12 protein-coding genes are annotated in these 13,928 nt (G+C 64.9%); all 12 read left to right on the top strand.

Annotation, left to right across the window (positions count from 1 at the left end; genetic code table 11):
- The first annotated feature begins 15 nt into the window (after positions 1 to 15).
- The 12 genes from rlmN (at position 16) to hflC (ending at position 13,724) form a co-directional block, all read left to right on the top strand.
- Positions 16 to 1,170, top strand: a complete 1,155-nt coding sequence (gene rlmN, locus RR42_RS13155; RefSeq protein WP_006157748.1) for a 23S rRNA (adenine(2503)-C(2))-methyltransferase RlmN — start codon at positions 16 to 18, stop codon at positions 1,168 to 1,170.
- Positions 1,167 to 1,946: a type IV pilus biogenesis/stability protein PilW gene (gene pilW, locus RR42_RS13150; protein ID WP_043347467.1), complete on the top strand. Its 780-nt coding sequence runs from the start codon at positions 1,167 to 1,169 to the stop codon at positions 1,944 to 1,946. The genes rlmN and pilW overlap by 4 nt, the downstream gene beginning before the upstream one ends.
- Positions 1,939 to 2,952: a RodZ domain-containing protein gene (locus RR42_RS13145; protein WP_043347465.1), complete on the top strand. Its 1,014-nt coding sequence runs from the start codon at positions 1,939 to 1,941 to the stop codon at positions 2,950 to 2,952. The genes pilW and RR42_RS13145 overlap by 8 nt, the downstream gene beginning before the upstream one ends.
- A gap of 50 nt (positions 2,953 to 3,002) precedes the next feature.
- The gene (ispG, locus tag RR42_RS13140; protein WP_043347462.1) at positions 3,003 to 4,295 is read left to right on the top strand and encodes a flavodoxin-dependent (E)-4-hydroxy-3-methylbut-2-enyl-diphosphate synthase; all 1,293 of its coding nucleotides are present in this window, start codon (positions 3,003 to 3,005) and stop codon (positions 4,293 to 4,295) included.
- Positions 4,296 to 4,442: 147 nt separating this feature from the next.
- Complete coding sequence (gene hisS / locus RR42_RS13135) at positions 4,443 to 5,723, top strand: histidine--tRNA ligase (RefSeq protein WP_236702048.1); 1,281 nt, start codon at positions 4,443 to 4,445, stop codon at positions 5,721 to 5,723.
- Between the two features lie 85 nt (positions 5,724 to 5,808).
- On the top strand, positions 5,809 to 6,441 hold the full coding sequence (locus RR42_RS13130) for a YfgM family protein (protein ID WP_043347453.1): 633 nt from the start codon (positions 5,809 to 5,811) through the stop codon (positions 6,439 to 6,441).
- Between the two features lie 106 nt (positions 6,442 to 6,547).
- Entirely contained in the window at positions 6,548 to 7,735 is a 1,188-nt protein-coding gene (gene bamB / locus RR42_RS13125) for an outer membrane protein assembly factor BamB (RefSeq protein ID WP_052494621.1), read from the top strand.
- Between the two features lie 224 nt (positions 7,736 to 7,959).
- Positions 7,960 to 9,303, top strand: coding sequence for a ribosome biogenesis GTPase Der (der, locus tag RR42_RS13120; RefSeq protein ID WP_043347450.1), 1,344 nt, complete (start codon positions 7,960 to 7,962; stop codon positions 9,301 to 9,303).
- Positions 9,304 to 9,511: 208 nt separating this feature from the next.
- Positions 9,512 to 9,751 (top strand): RNA chaperone Hfq, encoded by a 240-nt coding sequence (gene hfq / locus RR42_RS13115; protein ID WP_006157757.1) that lies wholly within the window; start codon positions 9,512 to 9,514, stop codon positions 9,749 to 9,751.
- Positions 9,752 to 10,045: 294 nt separating this feature from the next.
- Positions 10,046 to 11,293 (top strand): GTPase HflX, encoded by a 1,248-nt coding sequence (hflX, locus tag RR42_RS13110; protein WP_043347447.1) that lies wholly within the window; start codon positions 10,046 to 10,048, stop codon positions 11,291 to 11,293.
- Positions 11,294 to 11,397: 104 nt separating this feature from the next.
- Positions 11,398 to 12,804 (top strand): FtsH protease activity modulator HflK, encoded by a 1,407-nt coding sequence (gene hflK / locus RR42_RS13105; protein WP_043347443.1) that lies wholly within the window; start codon positions 11,398 to 11,400, stop codon positions 12,802 to 12,804.
- An 11-nt stretch (positions 12,805 to 12,815) separates the two neighbouring features.
- Entirely contained in the window at positions 12,816 to 13,724 is a 909-nt protein-coding gene (hflC, locus tag RR42_RS13100) for a protease modulator HflC (protein WP_043347440.1), read from the top strand.
- The last annotated feature ends 204 nt before the right edge of the window (positions 13,725 to 13,928 follow it).

Here is a 13,928-nt window from a genome sequence, read left to right as displayed (position 1 = left end):
GTTGATACTGTCGTCATGAACACTCTCGTCAACCTGCTCGATCTGGATGCGGACGCGCTTACCGCCTATTGCGGAGAGCTCGGCGAGAAGCCGTTTCGTGCGCGGCAGTTGCAGCGCTGGATTCACCAGTTCGGCGCCAGCCGTTTCGATGCCATGTCGGATCTCGCCAAGTCGCTGCGCGAAAAGCTCGCCACGCGCGCCGAGATCCGCTCGCCTGCCGTCATCACCGACAACCTGTCGGCCGACGGCACGCGCAAGTGGTTGCTGGACGTTGGCGCCGGCGATGCGGTGGAGACGGTGTACATCCCTGAGGAGACGCGCGGCACGCTGTGCGTGTCTTCGCAGGCGGGGTGCGCCGTCAATTGCCGGTTCTGCTCGACCGGCAAGCAAGGCTTCTCGCGCAACCTGTCCACTGGCGAGATCATCGGCCAGCTGTGGATGGCCGAGTTTGCCATGCGTGCCCAACTGGGCCGTGGTGCCAAGGACGACCGCGTCATCTCCAACGTGGTGATGATGGGCATGGGCGAGCCGCTGCTCAACTATGACCAGGTTGTGCCGGCCATGCGCCTGATGCTGGACGACCATGCCTACGGGCTGTCGCGCCGGCGCGTGACGCTGTCCACCTCCGGCGTGGTGCCGATGATGGACCGGCTGGCCAAGGATTTGCCCGTGGCGCTGGCGGTATCGCTGCACGCGTCCAACGATCCGTTGCGCGACATGCTGGTGCCGCTCAACAAGAAGTACCCGCTCGCCGAGCTGATGGCGGCTTGCCGCCGCTACCTGGAATTCGCCCCGCGCGATTTCATCACCTTCGAATACTGCATGCTGGATGGCGTCAATGACGGTGTCGAGCATGCCCGGGAACTGCTGAAGCTTGTGGCCGACGTGCCCTGCAAGTTCAACCTGATCCCGTTCAACCCGTTCCCAGAGTCGGGCCTCAAGCGCTCGAACAACGAGCAGATCCGCCGCTTCGCCCAGGTCCTGATGGATGCCGGCATCGTCACCACCATCCGCAAGACGCGCGGCGACGATATCGATGCGGCCTGCGGCCAGCTCGCGGGCGAGGTCAAGGACCGTACCCGCCTGGCCCAGCGCGGCAAGTTCGGCAAGATCACGCCGATCGTGGCGGCGCCCGCGGCCGGCCAGCCGCAAGAGGCCCGGCCTGCATGACCCGTCTGATAGTTGCGGTCCTGATGGGGCTGGCGCTGCTGTCCGCGTGCCAGTTGCCGCCGCCGGTCAAGCCCGAGTTGCAGACCGCATCCGACCAGACCGAGCTGAGCCGGCGTGCCACCATCCGTCTCCAGTTGGCTACCAGCTACCTTGAAGCCGGACAGTACACCGTCGCGCTGGACGAGGCCAAGCAGGCCATTGCCATCGACCCCACGCTGGTCGACGCGTACCATATCCGCGCGTTGATCTACATGAACATGAACGAGCGCGTGCTGGCGGAAGAGAGCTTCCGTAGCGCGCTTGCCATGCGCACCGATGATGGCGACGTGCTGAACAACTATGGCTGGTTCCTGTGCGTGAACGGGCGCTACGCCGAGGCCGTGCCTTACCTGGAGCGCGCGGTCAATGCGCCCTCGGCAAGCGGGCCCGGCAAGGCACTGACCAGCCTTGGCGCCTGCCAGCTGCGCAATGGCAACGGCGAGGCAGCCGAGAAGAGCTTGTTCGGCGCCTTGCGCTACGATCGCAACAACCCGGTAGCCAACAACAATCTGGCGCTGCTGTATTACCAGCGCGGGGACTACCAGCGTGCCCAGCAGTATGTCGGCCGCATCAACAGCAGCAATTTCGTCAGCGCGCAATCCCTCTGGCTGGGTGCGCGCATTGCCCGCCGTCAGGGAGATGTCGCGGCGCAGAATGCCCTGGTGGCACAGTTGCGCAGCCGTTTCCCCGATTCGCGTGAGTTGACCGCATACGAACAAGGAGTATGGGATGAGTGAGCACGAGCGCGCCGAAGGCCAGACTGCAGCGACGGGTCATGCGGGGGGTGCCCTTGCGGATGCCGGGCGCGAGGTGGTGGCGCGCGAGATTGGCGAGCGCCTGGCGCAAGCGCGCAATGATCAGCGTTTCTCGCTGGAGGATGTCAGCGCGCGGCTGAAGGTCGCCTCGCACAAGCTGGCCGCCATCGAGCAGGGCGACGTCGCGGCGCTGCCCGACGTGACCTTCGTCAAGGGCGTGATGCGCGCCTACGCGCGCATGCTCCAGATCGACATCGACGCCTTGCTGGCGCGTTTCCACGCGCAGGCTGTGCCGGTGGTGGAAATCGGCATGCGTCGCGAAGGTGGCCTGAACGAGAGCTTCGACGACCGCAATCGCTTTGGCTCCAGTGGCTCGGGCGGCCGGTGGATCTGGCTGGCCCTGGTGGTCGCCGTGATCGGTGGCGGGGTGCTGTTCGGGCTGGACCACTTCAAGCAATGGATCGAGGCGCGCAAGGAAACCCTCACGGCACCCCCGGCGGCGGAAGCCACGGTGCAAGGCAGCGAGCCCGGTACCGTCACGGCCGCACTGCCGCCTGTGATGGCCGCTTCCGATGCCCCCGCGCCGTCCGAGTCGCTGCCCGCTAGCGGCCCGGTGGCGGTGGCGGTGGCGCCTTCGGCAGCGCCCGCATCTTCGGCAGCACCCGCACCTTCGGCAGCGCCGGCTCCGGCCGCCGTGGCCGCGGTAGCGGCTTCAGCGGCAGTGCCTGCCCCCGCGGTGGCGGATGGCGCGGCCGAGCTGCGCATCCGTTTCGCATCGGATACCTGGTACGAGATCCGCGACCGTAGCGGCAAGGTCGTGCTCGGCGGTACTGCGCGCGCGGGCCAGGATCTCAGCGGCGGCGGTACGCCACCGTACAAAATCGTGATCGGCAACGTCAAGGGCGTCGAGTCGCTGACGCGCAACGGCACGCCGGTCGACCTGCAGGCGGCCAACCGCAATAACGTGGCGCGCCTGACGCTGCCCTGAACATCGTCTCTCCAGCCATGCGCAACGCCGCATCGCAAGGTGGTAATGCTATGAATCAACAGGCTTGTATGCCGGTGCTGCCCGGCCCGCTGCCCCGCCGCAAAACGCGCCAGGCGCGCGTGGTGTGGGGCGACAACGTGGTCACGATCGGTGGCGACGCTCCTGTGCGCGTGCAATCGATGACGAACACCGACACGGTGGACGCCATCGGCACCGCGATCCAGGTCAAGGAGCTGGCGCGTGCCGGTTCCGAAATCGTGCGCATCACGGTCAACACGCCGGAAGCCGCGGCTGCGGTGCCCGCCCTGCGCGAGCAACTGGACCGCATGGGCGTGAACGTGCCGCTGGTGGGCGACTTCCACTACAACGGCCACACGCTGCTGCGCGATTATCCCGACTGCGCCCAGGCGTTGTCGAAGTACCGCATCAACCCCGGCAACGTGGGGCAGGGCGCCAAGCGCGACACGCAATTCGCGCAGATGATCGAAATGGCCTGCCGCTACGACAAGCCGGTGCGCATCGGCGTGAACTGGGGTAGCCTGGACCAGTCGCTGCTGGCGCGCATCATGGACGAGAACGCCTTGCGCGCCGAGCCGTGGCCGGCGCAGAACGTGATGGTCGAAGCGTTGATCACCTCCGCGATCGAGTCGGCGAAGAAGGCCGAGGAAATCGGGCTTTCGGGTGACCAGATCATCCTGTCGTGCAAGGTCTCGCAAGTGCAGGAGCTGATCGCTGTGTATCGCGAGCTGACCAAGCGCTGCGACTACGCATTGCACCTCGGGCTGACCGAGGCGGGCATGGGCAGCAAGGGTATCGTGGCCTCCACCGCCGCGCTGTCGGTGCTGCTGCAGGAAGGCATCGGCGACACCATCCGCATTTCGCTGACACCGGAACCCGGCGCTGCGCGCGAGAAGGAAGTCTACGTGGGGCAGGAGATCCTGCAGACCATGGGCCTGCGCAACTTCACCCCGATGGTGATTGCCTGCCCGGGCTGTGGCCGTACCACCAGCACCACTTTCCAGGAACTGGCGTCCAGCATCCAGAGCTACCTGCGCGAGCAGATGCCGACCTGGAAGACCGCCTACCCTGGCGTGGAAGAAATGGATGTGGCCGTGATGGGCTGCATCGTGAACGGGCCGGGCGAAAGCAAGCATGCCAATATCGGCATCTCGCTGCCCGGCTCGGGCGAATCGCCGGCGGCGCCGGTGTTTGTCGACGGCGTGAAGGTTAAAACGCTGCGCGGCGATCGCATCGCCGAGGAATTCCAGGCGATCGTGGACGATTATGTGCGCACCCACTACGGCAACAAGGCCGGGAGCGCCGGCAATGAGGTGGCAGCCTGAGCCGTTGCGGCCAGGCGCTACAGGGAAAGACAAGACACAATGAACCAACCCGTGAATCCGGCGGCCGCCAGCGATGGCGCCAAGGCTGCTGACAGCAAGGCAGAGAGCAAGAGCAAGGCAGTGAAAGCACTGCAGGGCGTTAAGGGCATGAACGACATGCTGCCCGCCGACGCGCCGCTGTGGGAGCATTTCGAGAACGCCTCGCGTGCGATGCTGCGTGCCTACGGCTACCAGCAGGTCCGCACCCCCATCGTTGAGCACACGCAGCTGTTCGTGCGCGGCATCGGCGAGGTGACCGACATCGTCGAGAAGGAAATGTATTCCTTCACCGATGCGCTCAACGGCGAGCAACTGACGCTGCGCCCCGAGGGCACGGCAGCTGCGGTGCGGGCCACCATCGAGCACAACCTGCTGTACGACGGCCCAAAGCGCCTGTGGTACACCGGCCCGATGTTCCGCCACGAGCGTCCCCAGCGCGGGCGCTATCGCCAGTTTCACCAGCTCGGCGCAGAGGCCCTCGGCTTTGCCGGCCCGGATGTGGACGCCGAGATCATCATGATGTGCCAGCGCCTGTGGGATGACCTGGGCCTGGTCGGTGTGCGCCTCGAGCTCAATTCGCTGGGCCAGGCTGAAGAGCGCGCCGCGCACCGCGAAGAACTGATCAAGTACCTGGAAGGCTTCCAGGACATTCTTGACGAAGACAGCAAGCGCCGCCTGTACACCAACCCGCTGCGCGTACTGGATACCAAGAATCCCGCGCTGCAGGAAATGGCGAGCAACGCGCCCAAGCTGATCGATTTCCTGGGCGAGGAGTCGCTTGCCCACTTCGACGGCGTGCAGCGCCTGCTCAAGGCCAACAACATCCCGTTCAAGATCAATCCGCGCCTGGTGCGCGGGCTGGACTACTACAACCTGACGGTGTTCGAGTGGATCACCGACAAACTCGGCGCGCAGGGTACCATCGCCGGCGGCGGGCGCTACGATCCGCTGATCGCGCAGATGGGCGGCAAGGCGGCACCGGCTTGTGGCTGGGCGATGGGCATCGAGCGCATCATCGAACTGCTGCGCGAGGAAAAGCTCGTGCCGCAGGCGGAAGGCGCCGACGTGTACCTTGTCCACCAGGGCGAAGCGGCTGGACAGCAGGCCATGATCATCGCCGAGCGCCTGCGTGATGCCGGCCTCGACGTGCTGCTGCATGCCACGCCCGACGGCAAGAGCGGCAGCTTCAAGTCGCAGATGAAGCGCGCCGACGGTAGCGGTGCGGCCTATGCCGTTATCATTGGCGAGGATGAGGTGGTGGCGGGTACGGCACAGGTCAAGGACCTGCGCCAGGGCGCTCAGGCCGAAGGCGGCGGCGCGCAGGTGACGGTTGCGGCTGAAAAGCTGGTCGACCACATCATCGACGCCATGGTTGGCGCCAGCGAGTAAGCCTGCGGGTCAGCAGGCAGCATCGGAACCACGGATCGCAAGAGCGCGGTCCTTCATACAAACAAACGCGGGTGGATCCCTCGACATGGCTTACGATCTAGAAGAACAGGAACAGCTTGAGAGCCTCAAGGCCTGGTGGCGCCAGTACGGCAATACCGTGACCTGGGCCTTGATCGCCGGCTTGCTGGCCTTCGCTGCCTGGAGTGGCTGGAACTACTGGCAACGCAAGCAGGCCGGAGAAGCGGCGCTGCTGTATGAGCAGGTGGTCAAGGCTGCCGAGGGCCGCGATGTCGAGCGGATCAAGCGCGCCGCCGGCGACCTCGAGGAAAAGTTCGGCAAGACCGCCTATGGCCCCATGACCGCGCTGGTATCGGCCAAGGTGCTGTACGATGCAGGCGACCTGGCTGGTACGAAGGCCCAGTTGCAATGGGCGATCGACCACGGCGATGGCGAGTATGCTCACCTGGCGCGCGTGCGCCTGGCTGGCGTGTTGCTTGACGAGAAGGCCTACGACCAGGGCCTGGCACTGCTCAAGGACGAGCCGCCGGCACCGTTCGTTGCGCTTTATGCGGACCGCCGGGGCGATCTGCTGGCTGCCCAGGACAAGCGCCCGGAAGCCCGCTCGGCCTACCAGAAGGCGCTCGACAAGCTGAGCGCCAACGATGCTGCCATGCGCCAGATCATTCAGTTCAAGCTTGACGCGCTGGGCACCGCCTGAAGGCGGTTTTAGCCCGGCTCGCCGACAGGCCCGCGGGATTCGCATGCCACGCATGCCCCGCTTGCCCGCACCCTTGCGCCTCAACTTAAATCAGGATCGGAACCTCATGAAGTCATTGTTTTCCGGCACGGCCCAGAACCAGCAACACGGCAATTTTGTCCGCGGCCTGGTGGTGGCCGCCGCTTGTGCGGCCAGCGTCGCCAGCCTGGGCGGCTGCTCGCTGTTCAGCAAGGCTGACAAGCGCACGCCGGTCGAACTCAAGCCGATCACCCAGACGTTGTCGGTGCGCCAGGCATGGAAGGCCAGCGTCGGCAAGAGCGGCCCGTACTCGCTGCAACCCTCCGTCTCCGGCGGCACCGTCTATGCATCTTCCAATGGCGGCAAGGTGCTGGCGCTCGATGGCGTCACGGGACGCACCTTGTGGGAGGCCAAGACCGATATCGACCTGACCTCCGGCCCCGGCAGCGACGGCACCGTCACGGCGGTGGCGGGCGAGAAGGGCGCGGTCTTTGCCTTCGACGCCAGCGGCAAGCAGATCTGGAAGAAGCAGGTCAATGGGGAGGTTCTCTCCGCGCCGCTGGTCGGCAACGGCCTGGTGGTCGTGCGCACAACCGATACCCGGGTGCTTGGCCTGGATGCGCAGACCGGCGAGCGGCGCTGGATCTACCAGCGCTCGCAGACCCCGCTCAACCTGCGCGCCTCGATGGGCATGGTGTTTGCCGGCGACGGCATCGTGATGGGCTTCCCCGGCGGCAAGCTGGGTGTGCTGGCTCCGGGCAACGGCGTGCTGCGCTGGGAGAGCACGGTTTCCTATCCGAAGGGCGTGTCGGAAATTGAACGGCTCAACGACGTGACCGGCCAGCCCATGGTCAATGGCCGCCAGGTCTGCGCGACCACGTTCCAGGGCCGGATCGCCTGTCTTGAGCTGGCCAATGGCCAGCCGCAGTGGGGCAAGGATTTCTCTTCGCCGACCGGCCCCGCGCAGGATGACACTTCGCTGTACGCCGGCGACGAGCGCTCCGTGGTCCATGCATTTGACCGCCAGAACGGCACGGAACGCTGGAAGAACGATCAACTGCTATACCGCCGTCTCGGTACGCCGCTGGCGGTGGGGCGTTCGGTGGTGGCGGGCGATTACGAAGGCTATGTACACTTCCTGTCGCGCGAGGACGGCCAGTTCGTGGCACGCCTGAAGACCGACGGCAGCGAGATTACCGCTGCGCCGGTGGTGGCGGGCCCGTCGCTGGTGGTGCAGACACGCGACGGCAATCTCTATGGCTTCGTGCCGGACTGAGGCGGTCGACATTCATGGCGACTGTCCGTGCACCTGTCGGCACGGGCGGCGCCAATCCGGTAGCGCGGCCCTTCTGGCCGTGCACGTGAACGAGGTCGGGTTGCAATGCAAACCTGGCCACCCGACAGGAAAAGTGGCCAGGCGCGTGACGCCTGGCCGTCGGTCCCATATCACTCCGGAGTTCCTGGGGGCGGCATCTGCCGGCCCCCATTTCCGTTTATTGCATGAAACCAGTTATCGCTCTGGTCGGCCGTCCCAATGTGGGCAAGTCGACGCTATTCAACCGCATGACCCGTTCGCGCGACGCGCTTGTCGCCGATCTGCCTGGGCTCACGCGCGATCGCCACTATGGCGAAGGCCGCATCGGTGAACGTCCGTTCATCGCCATCGACACCGGCGGCTTCGAGCCGGTGGCCAAGGAAGGCATCGTTGCCGAAATGGCCAAGCAGACCCGCCAGGCGGTGGTCGAGGCCGACGTGGTGATCTTCCTCGTCGACGGCCGCCTCGGGCTGGCGCCCCAGGACCGCGTGATCGCCGATTACCTGCGCAAGACCGGGCGCCGCGTCATGCTGGCCGTGAACAAGGCCGAGGGCATGAAGTACACGACCGTGGTGTCGGAGTTCTACGAGCTTGGCATGGGCGACCCCTATGCCATTTCGTCGACCCACGGCGACGGCGTGCGCGAACTGGTCGACGAGGCGCTGGAACTGGCGGTGAAAGAGCGCCCGGAACTCGCCGAGGAAGACGAGGGCGCCCAGCGCGGCGTCAAGATCGCTATCGTGGGCCGGCCGAACGTGGGCAAGTCCACGCTGGTCAACACCCTGATCGGCGAAGAACGCGTGATCGCGTTCGACATGCCTGGCACCACGCGGGATGCCATCTATGTGGAGTTCGAGCGTGGCGGCAAGCCCTATACGCTGATCGACACAGCTGGCCTGCGCAAGCGCGGCAAGGTGTTCGAGGCCATCGAGAAGTTCTCGGTGGTCAAGACGCTGCAATCGATCGCAGATGCGAACGTCGTGGTGCTGCTGCTCGACGCGCAGCAGGACGTGTCGGAGCAGGATGCACACATCGCCGGTTTCATCGTGGAGTCCGGGCGGGCGCTGGTGGTTGGCGTCAATAAGTGGGACGGCCTCGACGGCCACAGCCGCGACCGCATCAAGCATGATCTGGAGCGCAAGCTGCAGTTCCTGGACTTCGCCAACTTCCACTTTGTGTCCGCGCAGCAGCGCACGGGCATCAGCGCGCTGCTGCGCTCGGTGGATGACGCGTATGCCGCGGCGATGGTCAAGCTGCCCACGCCGCAGCTCACGCGGATCCTGCAGGAGGCGGTCGAGTTTCAGCAGCCGCGGCGTGTCGGCGCAACCCGGCCCAAGCTGCGCTACGCTCACCAGGGCGGGTCCAATCCGCCCATTATCATCGTGCACGGCAATTCGCTTTCCGGCATCGCCGACACCTATCGGCGCTATCTCGAAAACCGTTTCCGCTCGGCTTTCAAACTGAAGGGCACACCGCTTCGCATCGAATTTAGAACGAACAAAAACCCATATGCCGACTCGAAGGATTGAGTCAGTCGACGGGAGTCCGGGCGGGCAAGTTTCGTTTGCGTTCGTTTGGAACTGAGGCTAAATTCACGGTAGCAGGGGGTTCCCTGCGAGGCGATGCTAGCTTGGTACCGTTTTGATCTTTTTTTTGGCGCGGTTTGCGCCGTTTGACTTGAATCGGGGATTACCGTCCCCATCATCTATCACTAAATCTATAAATTTGGAGTGTGCCATGAGCAACAAAGGGCAATTGCTACAAGACCCGTTCCTGAACGCGCTGCGCAAAGAGCACGTACCGGTTTCCATCTACCTCGTGAATGGCATCAAGCTGCAAGGCAATATCGAGTCGTTCGACCAGTACGTCGTCCTGTTGCGCAACACCGTGACGCAGATGGTCTACAAGCATGCGATTTCCACCGTCGTGCCGGCCCGCGCCGTGAATTTCCGCGTGGACGAAACGGCTGAAGGCTGATCATTCGCGGATAGCACCGCAGTTTTCCGGCGGGCCTGTCGTACCACGACACGGCCGCCAGTGCCGGTGTCGCGCAGGGGCCAGATGCTCCGGCGCGACACCAAAAGACGCCAGCCCATCCTGGCTGCAAAGTGGCCACGGGCACGGACATGCTTCACCCTGGTGCATTCCGCCACGGACAGCGCCCCCGCCTCAAGGTCTCCCCAGGCCAGGGCTCCTGCCTAACGGCGCCAGCCGCTGCCTCCCGGTAGCCCCCAACCCGTTTTCCTTTCTCGCGTTTCGCGATCCTCCCGTTTGCAATCTAGAGCCACTTCCAATTCCGAGTCTTCCCGCGCCATCCTCGTTGGTGTCGATTTCGGCAAGCATGATTTCCAGGAAAGCCTGAGCGAGCTGGCGTTGCTGACGTCGACCGCGGGTTCCACGCCGGTGCACACGCTGACCGGACGCAGGTCCCGTCCCGACCCGGCGTTGTTCATCGGTTCCGGCAAGGCGGAGGAACTGAAGGAGGCCGCCGATGCACTCGATGCCGACGTGGTGGTATTCAACCACTCGCTCAGCCCCGCCCAGCAACGCAATCTCGAGCGCTTTCTGCAGCGCCATGTCATCGACCGTACCGGGCTGATCCTGGACATCTTCGGCCAGCGGGCGCAGAGCCACGTCGGCAAGGTGCAGGTCGAACTCGCCCAGGTCCAGTACCAGGCCTCGCGGCTGGTCCGCGCCTGGAGCCACCTGGAGCGGCAGAAGGGGGGCATTGGCATGCGTGGAGGCCCGGGCGAGCGCCAGCTCGAGCTCGATCGCCGCCTGCTGGACGAGCGCGCCAAGCGGCTGAAAGCTGACCTGACGCGACTGCAGCGTCAGCACAGCACCCAGCGGCGCGCGCGCGCGCGCAACGACACCTTGAGCATCTCGCTGGTCGGCTATACCAATGCTGGCAAGTCGACGCTGTTCAACGCCCTCACCAAGGCTCGGGCCTACGCTGCCGACCAGTTGTTTGCCACGCTGGATACCACTTCGCGCCGGCTGTATCTGGAAGGCGTGGGCAACGTGGTGCTGTCGGATACCGTGGGCTTCATCCGCGACCTGCCGACCCAGCTGGTGGCCGCGTTCCGCGCCACGCTGGAGGAGACCGTGCACGCGGACCTGCTGCTACATGTGGTCGATGCTTCCAGCCCGGTACGCCATGAGCAGATCGAGCAGGTCAACCGTGTGCTGGCCGAAATCAATGCCGACGACATCCCGCAGATCGTGGTGATGAACAAGATCGACGCCTCGCCGGAACTGCTCGAGCAGGGCCCCCGCGTGGAGCGCAACGAGGAGGGTGTGCCGACCCGCGTGTTTGTCAGTGCGCGCGACGGCATTGGCCTGGATGCCTTGCGCGAGGCGCTGGTGGAAGTGGCGCGCTGGCTGGCCGAGCGCCCGCCGGAGCGCCCCCCGCTGGATCCGCGCCTTGCAGACGCGCAGCCTTACCCGGATGACGATCTCGACAACGATCTTGACGGCGATGACACCCGGGCGGATCCGGAAGAACCCGACACGCAGTGAGTCAGTTCGACGGAAATCGCAGCCAGATTGCCCCAAATGGGTAAAAGTGGCGTCGATGACTGTTAGAATCCCCTTGTTCCAACTATCCCGGACCCGTGCACTTCATGCCCCTGTTTCCCCGGAATTCTGAATCGAGCCATGCCTTTGGCAGCCGTGCAGGTGGCCGCAACGGCGGCCATGCACCGTCGCGAACGGCCTGGCAGCGTTTGCGCGCGATCCTGTCTTTGAACGATCCCCGTTGGGGCAGGGGCGGCCCGGATGACGAAGACAAAGACAAGGACAAGGATAGCCGCGACAACAATCGCCAGCAAAACCAACGTCCGCCTCAGGAAGGTCCGCCCGACCTCGACGAGCTCTGGCGCGATTTCAACCGTCGCCTGAACGGCCTGCTTGGCCGCAAGGAAAATGGCGGTGGCGGCAACCAGGGCTTTGGCGGCGGCGCGCGCACGCCGGGCAAAGGCTCGGGGATCGGCGCGGGCGTGGTGGTGATCGCCGCGGTCGGCATCTGGCTGGCCAGCGGTTTCTTCATGGTGCAGGAAGGCCAGACCGCCGTTATCCTCCAGTTCGGCAAGTTCAAGTACACGAAGGGCCCGGGTATCAACTGGCGCCTGCCGTACCCGATCCAGTCCGCCGAAATCGTCAACCTGTCGGGCGTGCGCTCGGTTGAAGTGGGCCGTTCCACCTCGATCAAGGACAGCAACCTGAAGGACGCGTCGATGCTGACGCAGGACGAGAACATCATCGACGTCCGCTTCACGGTGCAGTACGACATCCAGGACGCGAGCGAATTCCTGTTCTACAACAAGACCGACCGTGGTGGCGACGAAGAACTGGTGACCCAGGCTGCCGAGACCTCGGTGCGCGAGATCGTCGGGCGCAACAAGATGGACGCGGTGCTCTATGAGAACCGTGAACAGATTGCCCAGAACCTGGCCAAGTCGATCCAGTCGATCCTGACCGCGTACAAGACCGGCATCCGCGTGATTTCCGTCAACGTGCAGAGCGTGCAGCCGCCCGAGCAGGTCCAGGCAGCCTTTGACGATGTCAACAAGGCCAGCCAGGACCGCGAACGCGCCATCAGCGAAGGCCAGGCCTACGCCAATGACGTGATTCCACGCGCCAAGGGTACCGCCGCGCGCCTGAACGAAGAAGCCGAAGCCTACAAGGCGCGAGTGACCGCCCAGGCTGAAGGCGATGCCTCGCGTTTCCGCCAGGTCCAGGCCGAGTATGCCAAGGCTCCGCAGGTGACGCGTGATCGCATCTATATCGAGACCATGCAGCAGATCTATACCAATTCGACCAAGGTGCTGGTGGATTCACGCCAGGGCAACAATCTCCTCTACCTGCCGCTGGACAAGCTGATGTCGCAATCGGCGGTGGATGCGCGCGCGCCGGCTTCCGGCACCGCGCAGGCCCCCGCCGCGGGCAGCGGCACGTCTCCCGCGCCCGATGCCAGCGGCGATAACCGGTCGCGCGAGCTATTGCGCAACCGTGACCGCGATTCGCGCTGAGGAGACCCGACATGAACCGACTGATTTCCGTAGTAATCGGCCTCTTCGTCGTGCTGGCGATCGGCTCCTCGATGGTGTTCGTGGTGGACCAGCGTCAGTACGCCGTGGTGTTCGCCTTTGGCCAGATCAAGCAGGTAGTGAACGAGCCGGGCCTGCACTTCAAGTTGCCGCCGCCGCTGCAGAACGTGATTTTCATGGATCGACGCCTGCTGACGATCGACGTGGCCGCTTCGGAGCGCTTTCTCACGGCCGAGAAGAAGAGCATGGTGGTGGACTGGTTCGTCAAATGGCGCATCACTGATCCGCGCAAGTTCTACGTGGCCTTCAATGGCAACATCCGCGGCGCGCAGGACCGCATGACCCAGCGTATCGACTCCGTTGCCCGCGAGGAATTCGGCAAACGCACGGTGGCGGAGCTTGTGGCTGGCGAGCGCGAGAAGGTGATGCAGAATATCCGCTCCGCGATGGCTGACTACGCGCAGTCCGTTGGCGTCGAGATCATCGACGTGCGCCTCAAGCGTGTCGACCTGCTGCCCGCAATCAGCGAATCGGTGTATCGCCGCATGGAAGCCGAGCGCAAGCGCGTGGCCAACGAGCTGCGCTCCACCGGCGCGGCCGAGGGCGAGAAGATTCGCGCCGATGCCGATCGTCAGCGTGAAGTCGTGCTGGCGGAGGCTTACCGCGATGCGCAGAAGATCAAGGGCGAGGGCGATGCCCGCGCATCGCAGATCTATGCCGAATCGTTTGGCCGGGATCCCCAGTTTGCGCAGTTCTGGCGCAGCATGGAGGCTTACCGCAATACGTTCCGCGACAAGCGCGACGTGCTGGTGCTGGAGCCCAATTCCGACTTCTTCCGCTATATGCGGTCGTCGGGCGGCGCAGCGGCGCCGGCGGCAGCGCCACCGGCGAGCCGTCGCTAAGCTAGGCGGCTCCATCCGCCAGGCGCTTCGACAAAACCCCGGCTTGCCGGGGTTTTGTCCGGCTGGAGGGGCGGCAAGAGAGGCGCCTGAGGGGCGTCGCTGCCGTCTCATCCGCCATGCCAGGTGACTGGCTCCCCGCTTGCGGCTGGCGCTCCCGGCACAGCGCGCGGCGGGACCGAATTTCAACGGGTGGCTCAAGGCCCC

Source organism: Cupriavidus basilensis, from assembly GCF_000832305.1.
GTDB lineage: Bacteria > Pseudomonadota > Gammaproteobacteria > Burkholderiales > Burkholderiaceae > Cupriavidus > Cupriavidus basilensis_F.
The sequence above is the reverse complement of the archived record's forward strand: the minus strand, read 5'-3'. Positions and strand labels throughout refer to the sequence as shown.